The 16,507-nt window shown below is 59.0% G+C and carries 15 protein-coding genes; 10 read left to right on the forward strand and 5 right to left on the reverse strand.

What is annotated here, in order from left to right; all coding sequences use genetic code 11:
• Positions 1-27: 27 nt before the first annotated feature.
• The 5 genes from RRH01S_RS35265 to virB11 are packed head-to-tail and all read left to right on the forward strand — an operon-like array spanning position 28 to position 4,027.
• Complete coding sequence (locus tag RRH01S_RS35265; RefSeq protein WP_012652919.1) at positions 28-315, forward strand: hypothetical protein; 288 nt, start codon at positions 28-30, stop codon at positions 313-315.
• The gene (locus RRH01S_RS26395) at positions 315-986 is read left to right on the forward strand and encodes a VirB8 family type IV secretion system protein (protein ID WP_042475389.1); all 672 of its coding nucleotides are present in this window, start codon (positions 315-317) and stop codon (positions 984-986) included. Before RRH01S_RS35265 ends, RRH01S_RS26395 begins: the two co-directional genes overlap by 1 nt.
• Before the next feature lie 5 nt (positions 987-991).
• Complete coding sequence (virB9, locus tag RRH01S_RS26400; RefSeq protein ID WP_174018552.1) at positions 992-1,870, forward strand: P-type conjugative transfer protein VirB9; 879 nt, start codon at positions 992-994, stop codon at positions 1,868-1,870.
• Entirely contained in the window at positions 1,860-3,029 is a 1,170-nt protein-coding gene (virB10, locus tag RRH01S_RS26405; RefSeq protein WP_012652917.1) for a type IV secretion system protein VirB10, read from the forward strand. The genes virB9 and virB10 overlap by 11 nt, the downstream gene beginning before the upstream one ends.
• Before the next feature lie 8 nt (positions 3,030-3,037).
• A complete protein-coding gene (gene virB11, locus RRH01S_RS26410) occupies positions 3,038-4,027 on the forward strand; it encodes a P-type DNA transfer ATPase VirB11 (RefSeq protein WP_042475392.1) in 990 nt (329 codons plus the stop codon).
• A 220-nt stretch (positions 4,028-4,247) separates the two neighbouring features.
• Here virB11 and RRH01S_RS26415 read toward each other — a convergent pair whose 3' ends face one another.
• Positions 4,248-5,648, reverse strand: coding sequence for an O-antigen ligase family protein (locus tag RRH01S_RS26415; protein WP_049783216.1), 1,401 nt, complete (start codon positions 5,646-5,648; stop codon positions 4,248-4,250).
• Between the two features lie 138 nt (positions 5,649-5,786).
• Positions 5,787-6,362, reverse strand: coding sequence for a sugar transferase (locus tag RRH01S_RS26420; RefSeq protein ID WP_012652914.1), 576 nt, complete (start codon positions 6,360-6,362; stop codon positions 5,787-5,789).
• Between the two features lie 206 nt (positions 6,363-6,568).
• Here RRH01S_RS26420 and RRH01S_RS26425 point away from each other — a divergent pair, with 206 nt between their 5' ends.
• Positions 6,569-7,501: an NAD-dependent epimerase/dehydratase family protein gene (locus RRH01S_RS26425; protein WP_042475395.1), complete on the forward strand. Its 933-nt coding sequence runs from the start codon at positions 6,569-6,571 to the stop codon at positions 7,499-7,501.
• 7 nt (positions 7,502-7,508) lie between these two features.
• Here RRH01S_RS26425 and RRH01S_RS26430 read toward each other — a convergent pair whose 3' ends face one another.
• Positions 7,509-8,792 (reverse strand): nucleotide sugar dehydrogenase, encoded by a 1,284-nt coding sequence (locus RRH01S_RS26430; RefSeq protein ID WP_042475397.1) that lies wholly within the window; start codon positions 8,790-8,792, stop codon positions 7,509-7,511.
• A 240-nt stretch (positions 8,793-9,032) separates the two neighbouring features.
• Here RRH01S_RS26430 and RRH01S_RS26435 point away from each other — a divergent pair, with 240 nt between their 5' ends.
• From RRH01S_RS26435 to RRH01S_RS26445, 3 genes are all read left to right on the forward strand, one after another.
• Complete coding sequence (locus RRH01S_RS26435; RefSeq protein WP_042475400.1) at positions 9,033-9,596, forward strand: cytochrome b; 564 nt, start codon at positions 9,033-9,035, stop codon at positions 9,594-9,596.
• Positions 9,597-9,686: 90 nt separating this feature from the next.
• Positions 9,687-9,875 carry a hypothetical protein gene (locus RRH01S_RS26440; RefSeq protein WP_037219238.1) on the forward strand — a complete coding sequence of 63 codons (189 nt, stop codon included), beginning with the start codon at positions 9,687-9,689 and terminating at the stop codon, positions 9,873-9,875.
• Between the two features lie 70 nt (positions 9,876-9,945).
• Positions 9,946-10,629 carry a YoaK family protein gene (locus RRH01S_RS26445; RefSeq protein WP_037219236.1) on the forward strand — a complete coding sequence of 228 codons (684 nt, stop codon included), beginning with the start codon at positions 9,946-9,948 and terminating at the stop codon, positions 10,627-10,629.
• Between the two features lie 334 nt (positions 10,630-10,963).
• On the opposite strand, the gene RRH01S_RS26450 is transcribed toward RRH01S_RS26445, so the two are convergent.
• A complete protein-coding gene (locus tag RRH01S_RS26450) occupies positions 10,964-11,191 on the reverse strand; it encodes a conjugal transfer protein TraD (protein WP_012652908.1) in 228 nt (75 codons plus the stop codon).
• A 49-nt stretch (positions 11,192-11,240) separates the two neighbouring features.
• Positions 11,241-11,465, reverse strand: a complete 225-nt coding sequence (locus RRH01S_RS26455; protein WP_037219233.1) for a TraC family protein — start codon at positions 11,463-11,465, stop codon at positions 11,241-11,243.
• 191 nt (positions 11,466-11,656) lie between these two features.
• Between RRH01S_RS26455 and traA the strand changes: the two genes are divergently transcribed.
• The gene (traA, locus tag RRH01S_RS26460) at positions 11,657-16,258 is read left to right on the forward strand and encodes a Ti-type conjugative transfer relaxase TraA (RefSeq protein ID WP_042475448.1); all 4,602 of its coding nucleotides are present in this window, start codon (positions 11,657-11,659) and stop codon (positions 16,256-16,258) included.
• Positions 16,259-16,507 lie beyond the last annotated feature (249 nt).

Here is a 16,507-nt window from a genome sequence, read left to right on the forward strand (position 1 = left end):
AGCAAACAACAAAATGGCTGGTTCAGAATGATCCGAATATTCGTGCTTTTTTGCGTGGCGTCAACGCTCGGCGGCTGCGCGTCACTTTCCTATCCCCTGCCCAAATGCGACGGCTATTCGCGCCGACCACTCAATCGCGCTATGTGGCAATGGGACGGCGATAGTCGGTCCATGCCGCAACCTCCTAACTCTTCACCAGCACTGTCCGGCGGCAAGCCACCTGCCTATGTCGAGGCAGAGCCGGATATCGTTCCCGCCGCCTTCGCGCATTTCGATGTCGGCAATTCCTATCGTCCATGCGGAGGGCCGCGGTGATGGTGACGACGGACAGTCTCAAGGCTTATTTCGACAAGGCCCGGCGGTTCGATCAGGACCGCATGATCCAGATGGAGCGTTCGGTTCGGATTGCCTGGTTCGTAGCCACCGCGGCCGGTGTTCTTGCGGCGATTTCGACCGTAGCTATCGCAGGCTTGACACCGCTGAAGACGGTCGAGCCCTTTGTCGTGAGAGTCGACAATGCCACCGGCATTGTCGATGTCGTTTCGGCACTCACGTCGACCGCTGGCACCTACGACGAAGCGGTGACCAAATATTTTGCCGCCCGCTATGTTCGTGCCCGCGAGAGTTATGTCTGGAGCGAGGCGGAGGAGAATTTTCGCACGGTTTCGCTACTCTCAACGGCGCCGGAACAGACCCGCTTTGCCGCGATTTATCGCGGCGGCAATCCGGATTCCCCGCAAAATATCTACGGCCGCGGTGCCACATCGCGGATCAGCATTGTTTCCATCTCGCTGATCAACGCCAAGGTAGTCTCCGTTCGTTATATGCGCACCATTACCCGCGGCGACGAGACCCATACGACCCATTGGGTAGCAACGCTTACCTTCGCCTATGTGAACGCTCCAATGTCCTCGACCGATCGGCTGGTCAATCCGCTCGGCTTCGTCGTCAGCGACTATCGATCCGATCCGGAGGCCATCAATTGAAATATCTGAAACGTCATTGTTTGATCGCTCTGTTGCTGACCGCCGGCTGGTCATCGGCAACCCTTGCGTTGGAAACGCCGCGCGGTGCGCCCCAGGACAGCCGCATCCGCTTCGTCGACTATCAGCCTTATAATATCACCAGGGTCGTAGGCTCGTTGCGTTCCTCCGTCCAGGTGGAGTTTGCCGCCGATGAGGAAATCGCCCATGTGGCGCTTGGTAACACGGTCGCCTGGGAAGTGGCACCAGCCGGCAATATCCTCTTCCTGAAGGCGCGAGAGAACCAGCCGGTCACGAACATCTCGGTGGTGACGACGCGCCGCGATGGTTCGACGCGCAGTTACCAGATGGAGCTGACGGTCCGCGACGGTCCGGTCGCCGGCGGCCAGGACACCTATTTCTACGTCAAATACCGCTATCCTGCCGATGACGCGGAACGCCGGCGCCAGGAGGCAACTGCACGAGCGCGGGCGGCGCAAGCGGGACAAGCCGACACGGTACTGGCTTTGCATGAGCAATATGGGCCGCGCAACTGGCGCTATACGGCGCAAGGGTCGGCGGAGCTTGAGCCGCAGGCCGTTTATGACAACGGCAAGATCACCACCTTCGCCTTCACCGGCAATCAGGAAATGCCGGCAATCTATATGGAAAACTCCGACGGCACGGAGAGCCTGGTGCCGAAGTCGGTGGATGGCGATCTCGTGCTCGCTCATGCGATCAGCCGCAAGTTTATCCTGCGGCGGGGAGGGGACGTGCTCTGCATCTTCAACGAAGCCTACGATCCAGTGGGCATCGATCCCGACACCAATACGACATCGCCTTCGGTGGAGCGTGTCATGAAAGCGCAGGCGGCAAGTGCCGCAACAGGAGGCGGTCATGGCGGATGAGACGGAAGACCGTATCCCAGGTGAACGCGCCGAGACGGATGTCAATCCGCGAACCGAGGCCAGTCCATTCCTGAAGCGTGGCGCCGTGGTTCTGGCGATGGTCGCCTTTGTTGGATTTTCGCTGTGGTCGATGCGTGACGGGCAAAAGGCCGAGCCAACCCAGCCCGAACATGTCGTCATTCGCCAGACGGCCGACTTCGAGCCGGCGAAGGAAGAGGTAAAGACGGCTGCACCGCTTCCCGAGGTGGTGCTACCAACGCCTGCGCCAAAGGAGCAGGCCACACCCGCCGAGGACACTTTGCTGGACTCCGCCCGCCGCGCGCCGGTGATGGCCTATAATGGACAGCAGTCCTCATCGCAGCGCCGTGACACTGCAGCTGCCGTATCGCAAGACCCCGGCTCCAATTATCTACCTGTTCCGGGCAGCCTTGGGGGCTCCCAACCTGAAACCGAGGATCAGCGTTTCAACAGGATGTTGACGCCGACCCATCTGGAAGGGTCACGCGCCGGCACGCTCGGCAATCGCGACTTCATCGTAGCGATGGGAACTTCCATTCCCTGCGTGCTGGAGACGGCGCTCGCCTCCGACCAGCCGGGCTTTGCCAGCTGCGTCATCAACCGCGATGTGCTTTCCGACAACGGCCGCGTGGTTCTCATGGAGAAAGGAACCCAGATCGTCGGAGAATATCGAGGCGGCTTGAACCGCGGCCAGAAGCGTCTGTTCGTGCTTTGGAACCGGGCAAAGACGCCAAAAGGTGTGATTATTACACTCGCCTCGCCCGCAACCGACGCACTCGGGCGGGCGGGCATGGATGGCTATGTCGACACGCATTGGTTGGAGCGCTTCGGCAACGCCATCCTGCTCTCCATCGTCGGCGACGCGTCGACCTATGCCGGCAGCCGGCTGCAGGATAGTGACGTTCAAGCGCAGAATACGACGACGGCTGGCCAGCAGGCAGCAGCGACCGCCGTCGAACAATCTATCAATATTGTGCCGACATTGACAAAGCATCAGGGCGAACTCGTCTCGATCTTTGTCGCCCGCGATCTTGATTTTTCCGGCGTCTATAGCCTGCGTGTCACCGAACCCCGCAACAGGATCCTCGATCGGGCGGTATTGGGGGATTTCAGGCCCCGATCGACGCTTGTCACGAAGTAGGGCGGAAGATGGCGGAAGCTTCAGATGCTGGTGTCGTGCGTGAATTGCTTTTGCCACTGTCTCGCTTCCTAAAGGATACGTCGCTCTATGAGATCGTCATCAACCGCCCGGGTGAAGTCCTGACCGAGGGAACGAAGGGATGGCAGCACCACGCACTGCCGGATCTTAGCTTCGAGAAGCTCATGCGTCTGGCCCGGGCCATTGCAAGCTATTCGAACCAGGCAATCGACGAGGTCCGGCCGGTCTTGTCGGCCACCTTGCCAGATGAAGAGCGGATTCAGGTCGTTGTTCCGCCGGCAACGACCAAGGGCACGGTCAGCGTCACGATCAGAAAGCCGTCGTCAGTGACGCTGACGTTGGATGATCTCGAAGAGGGTGGATTATTTTCCAATGTCTCCTCGCTGAACCGTCATGTCGAATCCTCCGATGCGAAGTTGGACAAGATCCTTAAGGCAGGCAATTACGCGACGTTTCTGCGTGCGGCGGTTCTTGCGCGCAAGAACATCATCATCTCGGGCGCGACCGGATCGGGCAAGACCACCCTGTCGAAGGCATTGATCCGGCATATCCCGGAGCACGAGCGGATTATCTCGATCGAGGATACGCCGGAGTTGGTCATCCCACAGCCCAATCACGTCAGGCTTTTCTATTCGAAAGGAGGGCAGGGGCTGGCGAAAATCAGCGCGAAAGATCTGCTCGAATCGTGCCTCAGGATGCGACCCGATCGCATTCTTTTACAGGAGCTGCGCGACGGTTCGGCCTTCTACTACATCCGCAATGTCAATTCAGGACACCCTGGATCGATCACAACGGTGCATGCCGATTCTGCGGCGCTAGCATTCGAGCAACTGACGTTGCTCGTGAAAGAGTCGGAAGGAGGTCGCGACCTCGAGCGCAACGATGTTCGTAGTTTGCTCAAGGTCGCAATCGATATCATTGTCCAGTGCAAGCGGGTCGACGGGCGGTTTCGGGTGAACGAGATTTACTTTGAGCCATGATCGAGCGCAGAGATGTTTAGTCCCGGCATTTTACTTTGTTCACTTCAGCCGCGGTTCGTTGTGAACGGCAAAATGGCTGAAAAGGACATGAAACTTAACAGCCGCACTCGCCTTTCGAAACGACGACATCACAATCAATGCCTCCGGAAGGGCGAACCATCCTACATTCGATCGTGGGGTGCTCTGTGTTGCTATCGAGGCTCTCGTGCAACTGTCATGATCAAGTTCCCACCGCCGCATCTTTCCTTTCCACCTTCGACATCGCCAAATACTCGCCCTTCAGCCGCATGTGACACCAGCAGGCGAAGGCGGAGCTGGCGAAGGCCAGGCTTTCGCCGATAGCTAGGCGGTTGTTGGAGTTGCTGAGCAGCGTCAGTGAGAAGAAGAACAGGCAGACGGAATAGGCGTGCCAGGCGGCGCGGGGGATGATGGCGGCCTTGTAGGCGCGCCAGACCGCCCGGATGAAGATCGCGAGCATAAAGGCCATTATGGCGGCGCCGAACAGGCCGTAGCGCACCAGGATTTCCAGATAGCCGTTGTGCAGCAGCGTATACTGGATATGCGAATAACGCGTCTGATACCAGCGCTCCAGCCAGCGGTTGCCCCAGCCAAAGACCGGTGCGGAGGAGAAGACTTCCCAGCTGTTCGACCAGAGCTGCAGCCGCTCGTCCATCGGTACCGGCGTGTCGGTGGAACCGATGGTGCTTGTCACTGTGCCACCCAGGTCATGACCGCCGGTGACGCTTTCCAGCATGGCGATGGTCGCCGACACGGTCGGGCCGGCCGTCTTGTCGAGATTATGGCGCGCGGTGTAGATGCCGGCGACGAGCAGGACCGCGGCAACGGCGATGACGATGGTACCGAGCTTCAGGCGCAGATAGCTCAGAGCCACCAGCGCCAGTAGCGGCAGGGTGATGCTGAGTGCCAGCCAGACGCCTTTCGACTTGGCGCCATAGATCGCGATGAAACAGAGACCGACGATGAAGGGCGAAACGATATAAGCAAAGCGCGCGATCCTGCGGTCGCTCGACTTGTCCGTCAGATAGTGCAGCAGCCAGAACAGCGTGAAGATCACGATCATGCCGCAGGCGACGGCGCCGTGGATCTGGTTGTTCATGATCAGTGGCTTTACGGTTTCGCCGGCAAAAACCTCACGGAAATGCTGCGTGGCAATCAGCATCGCGAGGGTCGCGGCGAAATAGGCGGCGATGATCTTTTCGAACAGCGGTTCGTAGAGCAGGACCGCAATGCCGAGGATCGGGAAGAAAAAGGGAAAGGCATAAAGCCAGTCGGAGGCGCCGATATCGTGTTCGGGCGTCAGCCAATAGGTGATGCCGAAGCGGGTCATGACATAGGCACCCCAGCCCATGCACAGCCAGCCGATCCAATCGGTTCGGGGCCGCACCGGTGCCTTCAGATAGTAATAGAGCGCGATCAACGAGAGCAGGGCGACGGCATAGCGGTAGGCGTCGCTTTCCACAAGCGTAGCGGATGCGACGAGAATCCAGAGCAGGCTCCCAAAGATCGCCACCGGCTGCGCCATGATGCCTGTGGTCATCTTGCCGGCGATAGCCCCGGCTGCGGGATCAGCATGCGGTTTCTTCGCGCGCAAGTCGTCCAATGGTATCTCCGCCTTCGTCCACGTTCGATTCGTCTGGTATGCCGGAGCATTCACGACAGCCAGTAGGGCTGTAAAGGGGCATGAATACGGCATTTCGGCGGTCTTGCACCTGCCATGCCTTTTTCTGCCTGAGTCTTGTTAATGGGTCACACCATCGCTGCGAACGACTTTCAGTGCCGTTAGGATGATGATCTTGAGGTCGAAGAAGAAGGAACGCCGCTGTAGATAGTCCTCGTCCAGCGCCACTTTCTGCGGGATCGGCAGCTCGTCGCGGCCGTTGACCTGCGCCCAGCCGGTGAGACCCGGCAGCAGGGCGTCGACGCCGCGCTCGGTGCGTAGAGCAATCAGGTCATGCTGGTTGAAGAGAGCCGGGCGAGGGCCGACAATGCTCATTTCGCCCTTTAGGATGCACCATAGCTGCGGCAGCTCGTCCAGGCTGGACTTGCGCAGGAAGGAGCCGATCGGCGTCAGATAGGCGTCGGCATCCTTCAGGAGGTGCGTCGCGACCGCGGGCGTGTCGGTCCGCATGCTGCGAAACTTCGGCATGTGGAAGATCTGGTTTCGTCGGCCGACCCGGTTCGACCAGTAAAGAATGGGGCCGGGGGAGGTCAGCCGCACGGCGACCGCGACGATCAGGATCGGGATGGAAAAGACGACGACAGCCGCAAAGGCGGCGAGGAAGTCGAAAAGGCGCTTGGCGATCGTATAGGGCATCGTCTCTGATGGTTTTACCGGCGCTGGTTTCGCAGCGTCGGTGATGGTTTCTGCGCTGTCCATGTCATATCAGGCATTTCTGCACAATCGTTCGGAGCACGAATTTTGCTGGGCTTGTCCCGCAAGGGCGCCTTGTTTCTCAGGAAGATAATGTGCGAAGCATGGCCTGAGCGGACGCATGGGCGTCATTGAGGGACGATGGGCGCATGATCCTGGTTACGGGTGCAACGGGTTTTGTCGGGCAGGCGCTTTGTGCCGAGCTTGCCAGGCGACAAATGGATTATCGTCCGGTCAGCCGTGCACCAAAGCCGGGTTTCGTAGCCATGGGCACGTTCGACGGCGCGACCGATTGGGCGAGAGCGCTTGCGGGCGTCGAAACCGTCGTGCATCTGGCGGCGCGCGTTCACGTGATGAACGATACTTCGTCCGATCCGCTCGCCGCCTTTCGCGCCGCCAATGTCGATGCCACGGTCAATCTGGCCCGTCAGGCCGCACGGGCCGGCGTCAAGCGCTTCATCTTTCTGAGCTCGATCAAGGTCAATGGCGAGGCAACTGTTCCAGGTCAGCCTTTCAGGGCATCCGATACGCCGCATCCGGAAGATCCCTATGGCCAGTCCAAGCGCGAGGCGGAGGAGGTGCTCCTTGCCATCGGTGCTGAGACAGGCATGGAGATCGTCGTCATCCGCCCGCCTCTTGTCTACGGGCCGGGCGTGAAGGCGAATTTCGCCAGCCTGATGAAATGGGCCGGGCGGCCGTTTCCCTGGCCTTTCGGGCTCGTCACCAACCGTAGATCACTGGTCTTCGTCGGTAATCTCGTCGATTTCATCCTGCTCTCGGCGCATCATCCGGGCGCGGTAAACCGGGTGTTCCTGATCAGCGACGGTGCAGATCTTTCCATTGGCGAGTTGATCGGCAAGCTGTCCACCGCAATGGGGCGGAAGGCTCTGCTGCTGCCTATCCCGCCGGGCCTGCTCGAAGGGCTGGCGGCGCTGCTCGGCCGTCGTGCGGCGGCACAACGCCTTCTTGGGTCGTTGCAGGTCGATATCGGCGAGACCATGGCGATCACCGGCTGGTCGCCGCCCTATTCAGTTGATGAGGGGCTGCGATTGACCGTCGCTGCATCCTCGAGGGATCATTAAGCGACGCTTACAGGCTCCAGACCGCGTGCCCGACGAGCCGCGGGTTGTCTTGCTCCAGCGCCGCCTTCACGTCGACCACCACGCCGTTCTCGCCCAGGAGGTTGAGAATCTCCGCCGCGCCGTCGACAAGATAGGATTTGTGCGGCACGGCAAGCACGATGGCGTCGAGTTCACCGAAATCGTCGAGTGCCGCCAGCCGCACGCCATATTCCTCCTCCGCCTCGCCATGGCTGGCCATCGGGTCGTGCACCAGCGGCTTGATGCCGAACTGGTGCAGCTCGCGGATGATGTCGGGGACGCGGCTGTTGCGCAGATCCGGCACGTTTTCCTTGAAGGTCAGGCCGAAAATGCCGATCCGGGCGCCGTTGATCGGCTTTTGCGCCGAAACCAGCATCTTGATCAGCTTCTGGGCGATGAAGGCGCCCATGCCGTCATTGATGCGGCGGCCGGAGAGGATGACTTCGGGGTGGTAGCCGAGCTCCTCAGCCTTGGCGGTGAGATAATAGGGGTCGACGCCGATGCAGTGGCCGCCGACGAGGCCCGGCGTAAATGGCAGGAAATTCCATTTCGTCCGCGCCGCCTTCAGGACGTCGGAGGTGCGGATATCCATCTTTTCGAAGATGATCGAGAGCTCGTTCATCAGGGCAATGTTGAGGTCGCGCTGGGTATTTTCGATGACTTTAGCGGCTTCCGCCACCTTGATGCTGGGCGCCTTATGGATGCCGGCCTCGACCACCGTGCCATAAACAGCGGCGATCCTCTCCAGTGTCTCCTCGCTGTCGCCGGCGACCACCTTCACGATGCGCTCGAAGGTGTGCTCCTTGTCGCCGGGGTTGATCCGCTCCGGCGAATAGCCGAGGTGGAAATCCTCGCCCTGGCGCAGGCCGGAGACTTCGGCGAGCACGGGGCCGCAGACGTCCTCGGTGACGCCGGGATAGACGGTTGATTCATAGACGACGATGCCGCCCTTCTTCAGGGCCTTGCCGACGGTGCGCGAGGCGGAAATCATGGGGCGCAGATCCGGCTGCCGGTTGCGATCGATCGGTGTCGGAACGGCGACGATGAAGATGTCGCGGTCGCGCAAGTCTTCGATGTCGCTGCTGATGTGCAGCCCGCTTTCCTTCAGACGTTCCGGCGAGATCTCGCGCGTATCGTCTTCTCCCGCTTTTAGGGCCGCGACGCGGGACGCCTTGATATCGAAACCAACGACATCGGGAAATTTTCCGGCCAGGGCAATCGCGACGGGCAGCCCGACATAACCCAGGCCGATCACGGCAATTTTTTCGCTCAATACACTCTACCTCGAACAATCGACCTGAATTAGCGCATATCCGAGCCGCGTGTCAGCGCAAATCTTTGCAGTACCGTGCCAATTCAGGTGCATGTCAGATCAATGTGAATATCAGGCGGAGGCTTTGCAATAGGCGGATCGGCGAAGCGCTGCCGTATGTCGCCCGGCACCTTGAGGCGGCCGAATAAAATGGAGGCCCCAGGTGTTTGCTGCTCGTTCCTCCCAAGGAGATCTTAAATCATGAGCAATTTCAATAGGGCTACCGCAGACGAGCGCGCAACCCGCTATGACCCTTTCACCATTGCGCTGCACTGGCTGACCGCACTCCTGGTGCTGACACTGTTTGTGATGGCGCAGGTCTGGGATTTTGCCGATCGCGGCACGCCCCTGCGTCTGGGGCTGATTTCGCTACATGTCTCGCTCGGCATCCTGCTTGCCGTCGTCCTTGTCCTGCGCATCGTCTGGCGCCTCCTGACGTATCGGCGCACGGCGCCCGCCGTCTCCGGGCTTCAGCATGTGGCCTCGACCCTCGTGCACCTCGTTCTCTATGCGCTGATGATCTCGCAGGTGTCCTATGGGTTCCTGATGCGCTGGGCGTCTGCGAGCGACCCGGAATTCTTCGGTCTGTTTTCCATCCCGCCCTTTGTCATCGTCGATCCGGCAACGCGGCGTCTGTTCAGCGAGCTGCACAGCGCCACCGCCTGGGCGATCATCGCTATCGCCGGCATACATGCCGTCGCAGCCCTCGTGCATCATTATGTGCTGCGCGACCGTGTACTTGCGCGGATGATGCCGGCGCGCTGATAGGTGCTTTTGGTCGCATCTATCGAAACTTTTTGCTCGCATGCTTATTTAGTATCCTGAGACATGTTTTCTCGGAATGCGTGGTTCGTTATGCGTAACAAATATCTGAAGCAATTATATGCCCGACGTACGGAGCTGGAATCCAAGCTCGAGCTGCATATAGCGCGCTATTGTTTTGGCGACGGAGAGATCGAGGATGGCACCGAGGCGGATTTGAAAGAAAGGATCCGCGAGGTGTCCGACGAGATCGCCGCGTTGGAACAGGGGCATAATAGCTAGACATCATCTTCGTTTCCGCGTGATAAGGATCCATACTCTCTGATGGATCGCAGCGGAGACGAGGTTGTCGATGAAGCCGAGCCTGCCCACCCTTCTGAGCATTAATGGCGGCTATGTCGATACCGCCGGCTTTCTGGCCCTGCATGGCCTGTTTACCGCCCATGTCACTGGTAACTTCGTTACCTTCGCCGCCGCGATGGTGCTGGGAACCTCGGGCGCTGCAGCCAAGCTGCTGGCGCTGCCGGTCTTCTGCATGGTCGTGATCCTTGCCCGTCTGCTCGGCGGCGAGCTGTCTCGGCGCAATTTGCCGGTGCTGCCGGTGATCCTGATGCTGAATTTCCTGCTATTGGCGCTTGCCGCTGTCTTTACCCTTAGCTTCGGCCCCTTTGTTAGCGGCGACGGCTGGCAGGCGATCCTGACGGGAATGACCCTGGTGTCGGCGATGGCCGTTCAGAACGCCTTGCACCGCGTTCATCTCGGCACGGCGCCGCCGACGACGATGATGACAGGGACGACGACGCAGATCATGATCGATATCGCCGATCTCCTGCGCGGGGTAGAGCCCGAAGCGAAGGCCGCCGCCAAGGCGAGGCTTGGCCGGATGGGGGCGACGCTTGGCGGCTTTGTCTTTGGCTGTGCCGCAGCGGCCCTGCTTTTCATGTTGATCGGCGTCGCATGTTTCATCGTGCCGCCGGTTCTGGCACTCGCTGGAATTCTGTTGCATGCAGGCAGGGTGGCGGCAAGGCCGGTTTAGGCATTGCTCTGTCTATCTACCATTGCCTGACTATTATTCGGCCGAGCACGAAATGTTCAACGCGCGAATGTGCACTCGTGTCCTGTGTGTGCTGGCGTTGTCTTTAAGGCATTGCGTCACGGATATGAGCCTATTTCTGCGATGCCAGACACAAATTCAATCAACCGCCACAGCCAACATAGCCGGCGTAGCAGGCTTGAACCACTCGACGTGCCGAGGCGAAAATATCGTTGTCGTCGCCGGCCATCTATATGCCGCGAAAAATAGTGTCATAGTGATCACCACCGCTGACGCAATGCCCTCAGAAGCATTAGGCTCGATCGTCACTTCACCGTCACGCTAGACCCTTGCTTTCTGAGTTGGTCACGCGCGCGTCGGCCCGGAATGCTTCCATTCCGATCTCATGTAGTTGACGATATTGCGCCGTACCTAGCGGAATCCGGCTTGCCTCGATCAGAGCGCCGAGCAGGAATGCGCGATCGGCTTTTCTCAAGCCAGCCTTGATGATCAATCCGCCGAAGATGATCTTGTCGCGCGTTTCGCGCTTGCGATCGTTCGTCATGTCACGCTGCCGCCTTCGTTCGAGAAATAAAATTCGTTGATGAAGCCTCTTAAGCGGATGCGCCGGTCGCCCTTTTTTCGTCATCGCGAAATCGCGCCGCGATCTCGGCAAAGGCGGTGTTGAGCTCGGTGTCGGGAATGTCCAGTTCGGCGAGGCCGGCTTTCAGTGCCGCGCGAACAAAGCGTTCGTTGGCCTTCGCAACCATGTTCTCGCGTTTCTCCTTGAGCAGTTCGATCTGTGTGTCGATCTCGGAGACCTTGGTTTTTGCACGCATGGCTGTCCTTTCTTTCATCAGGGTCGAGTTTGATGGCATCTTTTATACTGAATTAAATACGGTAGTCAAATCAGGTCGAATAATGTAGGAAAATGGAATGCATCTTTGAAAATTGCCTCTTCATAGGTCTTTTCGCCAAATACCTCGATATCTGCCGCAGTATCGACGTGCTTGAAATAAGGGAGTCAAATTTGGCTATTATGTTTTTGAGAGTGAAATCGATTAGCCGCGGAGCGGGACACAACGTCGTCTCGGCTGCTGCCTATCGTCATCGCGCCAAGATGATGGATGAACAGGTGGGTACTAAGTTCCGCTACACCGCAGGGGCGGACGAACTCGTCCATGAGGAACTCGCTCTGCCTGACGACACGCCGGCATGGTTGCGAATTGCGATCGACGGACGATCGGTTGCCGGCGCCAGCGAAGCGCTTTGGAATGCGGTCGATTATTTCGAGACCCGGCGTAATGCACAATTGGCCCGCGAGATCATCCTTGCGCTTCCAAACGAGCTCAGCAGGAAGGAGAATATCGCCCTGGTGCGCGACTTCGTTCGCGAGAATTTGGTGTCGCGCGGGATGGTGGCCGACTGGGTCTATCACGACAAGAAGGGTAATCCGCACGTCCACGTCATGACCACGCTACGTCCACTGACAGCGGACGGATTCGGGCCGAAGGGAGTCGCTGTCGTCGACGACAGCGGTGAGCCATTGCGCCTCAAAACCCCCGACATGCCGAAAGGAAAAAACATTTACCGTCCGTGGGCGGGCAACAAGGCAACGATGGAGGAGTGGAAGCTTGCCTGGGCTGAAACGGTAACGCACCATCTGGCACTTGCCGGCCACGATATCCGCATAGACGGCCGCTCCTACGAGGAGCAGGGGTTGCGGGGAATGGGGCAGCGCCATCTCGATCCTGTCCGTACGGCGCGTCTGCGCAAAGGTGCCGATGTCTATTTTGCCCCGGCAGCATTGGCGCAGCGTTACGAGAGGGCGGATCGTCTCGCCGCCGACCCCGGCCTACTGCTTAGGCAACTCAGCAATGAGCGCTCGACTTTCGATGAAACCGAGATCGCCCGCGCCCTGCACCGCTATGTTGATGATCCAATCGTCTTTGCCAATATCCGCGCGAAACTGATGGCCTCGGATGATTTGGTGATGCTGCGGCCGCAGCAGATGAGTGCGGAAACTGGTGGGGTCGAGCGGCCGGCAGTCTTCACTACGCGCGCGACGATCAGGACCGAATTCCATATGGCACGGTCGGCATTCAACCTCTCGAACATCGGTGGCTTTGCGGTATCGTCATCCCAAGTTGATGCTGCGATGGTTGAATTTGAAGCAACACTCGGCAAGGTCATCCGCCTGGACGCCGAACAGGTGGATGCGGTCCGGTATATCACAGCTGACAGCGGCATTGTCGCAGTCGTCGGTATTGCGGGTGCTGGCAAATCGACATTGCTGAGTGTGGCACGCATCGCCTGGGAAGGAGAAGGCAGACGCGTCCTCGGAGCAGCGCTCGCCGGCAAGGCGGCGGCGGCATTGAATGATAGCTCCGGGATCCGCTCGCGTACGATTGCCGCTTGGGAGCTTGCCTGGGAAAACGAACATGACCTGCTGCAGAAAGGCGACGTGTTGGTTCTAGACGAAGCTGGCATGGTATCGTCGGAACAGATGGCGCGTCTTCTCAAACGCGTCGAGGATGCCGGCGCGAAAGCGGTTCTTGTCGGCGACGCGATGCAACTCCAGCCGATCCAGGCGGGAGCTTCCTTCCGTGCCATCGTCGAGCGCATCGGCTTTGTCGAATTGGTCGGCGTTCGCCGCCAGAGACACGAATGGGCTCGAGATGCATCTCGTCTGTTTGCCCGTGGAAAGGTCGAGGAAGCCTTGAGTGTCTATAGCGCCCATGGCCATCTCCTCGAAAGTGACACGCGGAACGATGCGGTTCAACGGATCGTCTCCGACTGGGCCAACGCTCGCAATGATGCCATTGCCAAGGCAGAGGTTGAAGGTCGTAAGTTGCGTGGCGACGAGTTGATGGTTCTCGCCCACACCAATAACGATGTGAGACGCCTCAACGACGCGATCCGCGCGGTTATGTTGCATCAGGATGTGCTCGGGGAGGGTCGGTCGTTTCGCACCGAGCGCGGCAAACGTGAGTTCTCCGTGGGCGACCGGATCATCTTTCTGGAAAATGCGCGGTTCGTCGAACCCAGGGCCCCTCATCTAACTGTTCAGCATGTCAAGAACGGCATGTTTGGAACGGTGATATCGACAGCGGATCGGGGTGGAAGACCATTCCTTTTCGTTCGGTTGGATAATGGTCGGGACGTTATGTTTGCGGAAGACACTTATCGCAATGTTGACCATGGCTACGCCGCAACGATTCACAAGACCCAAGGATCGACCTTCGACCGCGCTTTCGTGCTGGCAAGCGGGATGATGGACCGACACCTGACCTATGTTGCCATGACGCGTCATCGCGAGCGTGTCGATCTTTATGCGGCAATGGAAGATTTTCAGCCAAAGTTGGAATGGGGCAAGACGGCACGTGTCGAACATGCCGCCGGCATCACCGGCGAGCTTGTTGAAACTGGGCTTGCGACGTTTCGCAAGCAGGACGATGCCGGTCCTTCTCCTTATGTTGACGTCAAAACGGGCGATGGAACCACGCATCGCCTTTGGGGCGTCAGTCTGCCCAAGGCGCTTGAGGATGCCGGCGTGAGGATCGGCGATACCGCGACCCTGCGCAAGGATGGAACCGAAAAAGTTATCGTTAAAGTGCCTGTCATTGATGAGGAAACGGGCGCGAAGCACTTTGAGGCTCGTGTTGTCGAACGCAATATCTGGACAGCGTATTCAATTGAAAAGGCCGAGGATCGGATGGAGCAGCTTGCCACCGAACATCACCGGCCGGCGCTCTTTGCGCAACTAGTCGAACGGCTGTCGCGCTCCGGCGAAAAGACGGCGACGCTCGATTTCGAAAATGAGGCGTCTTATCGATCCGTGGCTTTCGACTTCGCTCGGCGGCGCGGCATCGACACCATCGCGGATTATAGTCACGCCGTCGAGGCGCAGACTGAGCGGCTATCCAGTTGGCTTGCCGAACAACGTGATCACGTGGTGCGGCTCTGGCAGCGGGCAAGCGTTGCTTTCGGTATCGCGATCGAAACTTCGGGTCGAAATACCGCTATTCACGCAACACAGCACAAAAACGCATTGCCCGCTTCGGTCGCGGATGCTTCCGATCTACTGCCCGCAGTGAAATCCTTTACCCGATCGATTGCGGAAGATGCGCGTCTTGCCCAACTGGCATCTCCTCAATGGAAGGAACGAGAAGCGATCCTGCGTCCGCTGCTTGAGCGAATCTATCGTGAGCCAGATAGAGCGCTTTCCCGTCTGAACGAACAATCATGGAACCTCGCATTGGATCCAGGCATCATGGCGGACCGGTTGTCACGCTCTCCGCAAAGCCTAGGTGCGTTGCAGGGCAGCAACACGCTGATCGACGGCCGCGGTGATCGAGCGAAGAGGGCCGCCGCCTTGGCCGCGGTGCCCGAATTGGCGGCTCTTGCACGGGCGCACGCAACCGAGTTTCGCAAGCAGGCGGATCGGTTCGACGGTCGCGAACGAAGGCGTCGGTTGCGTATGGAGATTGCGGTGCCAGGCCTTTCCGACAATGCGAAAAGGCGACTTGCTGAGGTCGAGGCGGTCCGGCAGAAGAATGGGCAGGAAGCAAACCGCACAGTATTGCGCATTGCCGCGGAGGATCGTTTCGTTGTTCAGGAGATCAAGGCGGTGAGTGAAGCCTTGAGCCGCCGGTTCGGATGGAATGCCTTTACGGAAAAGACTGATCAGCTCGCAGAGCGCGATATCGCGATGGGCATGCCGGAAGCGATTGGCAAGGAAAAGCGGACCGAGTTGATCGCGATATTTGCTGCTGTCAAACGCTTCGCCGCCGAGCATCAGCTCGCTGAGCAACGGGATCCTTCCAAGATCGTTGCCGCGGCCACCTCCGACGACCTCAACAGCATACCTGCGATGTTGCCGGCGGTTACAAAATTCAAGGCAAGCCTCGATGAAGAGGCACGGGTGCGCGTGAGCGAGACTGCGCATTACAAAAAGGCAAGAGCAGCACTCGCTGCCGCCGCGTCCGTGATCTGGCGCGACCCCGCAGCCGCCGTGGCGACAATCGAAGATCTGGTGCGCAAGCAGGTCGACCCTGAGCGTATTGCGCGTGCCGTTGCCACAGAACCAACTGCCTATGGCCCTCTACGCGGTAGTGGCAGGACGATGGATAGGCTGCTCGCCGGTGGTCGCGAGCGCAGGCAAGCGCTGCAGGCGGTTGACGCAGTTAGTGCTGATATTCACTCTCTCGGTCGATATTACTTGAGCGCTTTTGAGAACGAAAAATCGGCGGTCGTGATCGAGCGGGGGCGGATGGCAGTCCCTATTCCAGCGTTGACAAGAATTGCCCAGACTGAGCTGCGTCACATCACGTCCGAGACGGAGAAGAACCCGCGTGAGTTGGCACGACTGGTCCGGTCGTTGTCACCGGACGTCCGGCAGGAATTTTCTCTTGTCAGCAAGGCACTTGATGCTCGCTTCGGACCGGGTGCAATTTCACGCAACGAGGCTGGTGTTGCCAACATGGTCTCAAAGTCTCAGCAATCGGCCTTCAAAGCCCTCCTTGGGCAATTGCGCACAGTTCAGCGTGCCGTCGCCATAGATAGGGCAGAAGAGATTATCGCCGAGCGCCAACGTCGAACGATCAGCCGTGCCCGCGGTGTTGATCGCTGAGAATGTGCGGAGATGTTAAAGGGAAACGACAGGCTCATATCCGGGTCCGTTGTCGAGGAGCCGCCTTCGGGTAGTGCAACGGAAGCGAAGATGCGGGTTGTCCGGCTGGTGATGAGTGGTGGCGAGATAGCGACAGGCCTGAATGCCGGTTTTGGATCGGCCTGTTTCTCCCTAAATTTTTCTTGCCTTGCAACTCGTCCAGAGGTCTCTAATTCTAGGCGTCGGATCAAGCACGATCTTGCATGCTTG

The sequence above is a fragment of the Rhizobium rhizogenes NBRC 13257 genome (assembly GCF_000696095.1).
GTDB lineage: Bacteria > Pseudomonadota > Alphaproteobacteria > Rhizobiales > Rhizobiaceae > Rhizobium > Rhizobium rhizogenes.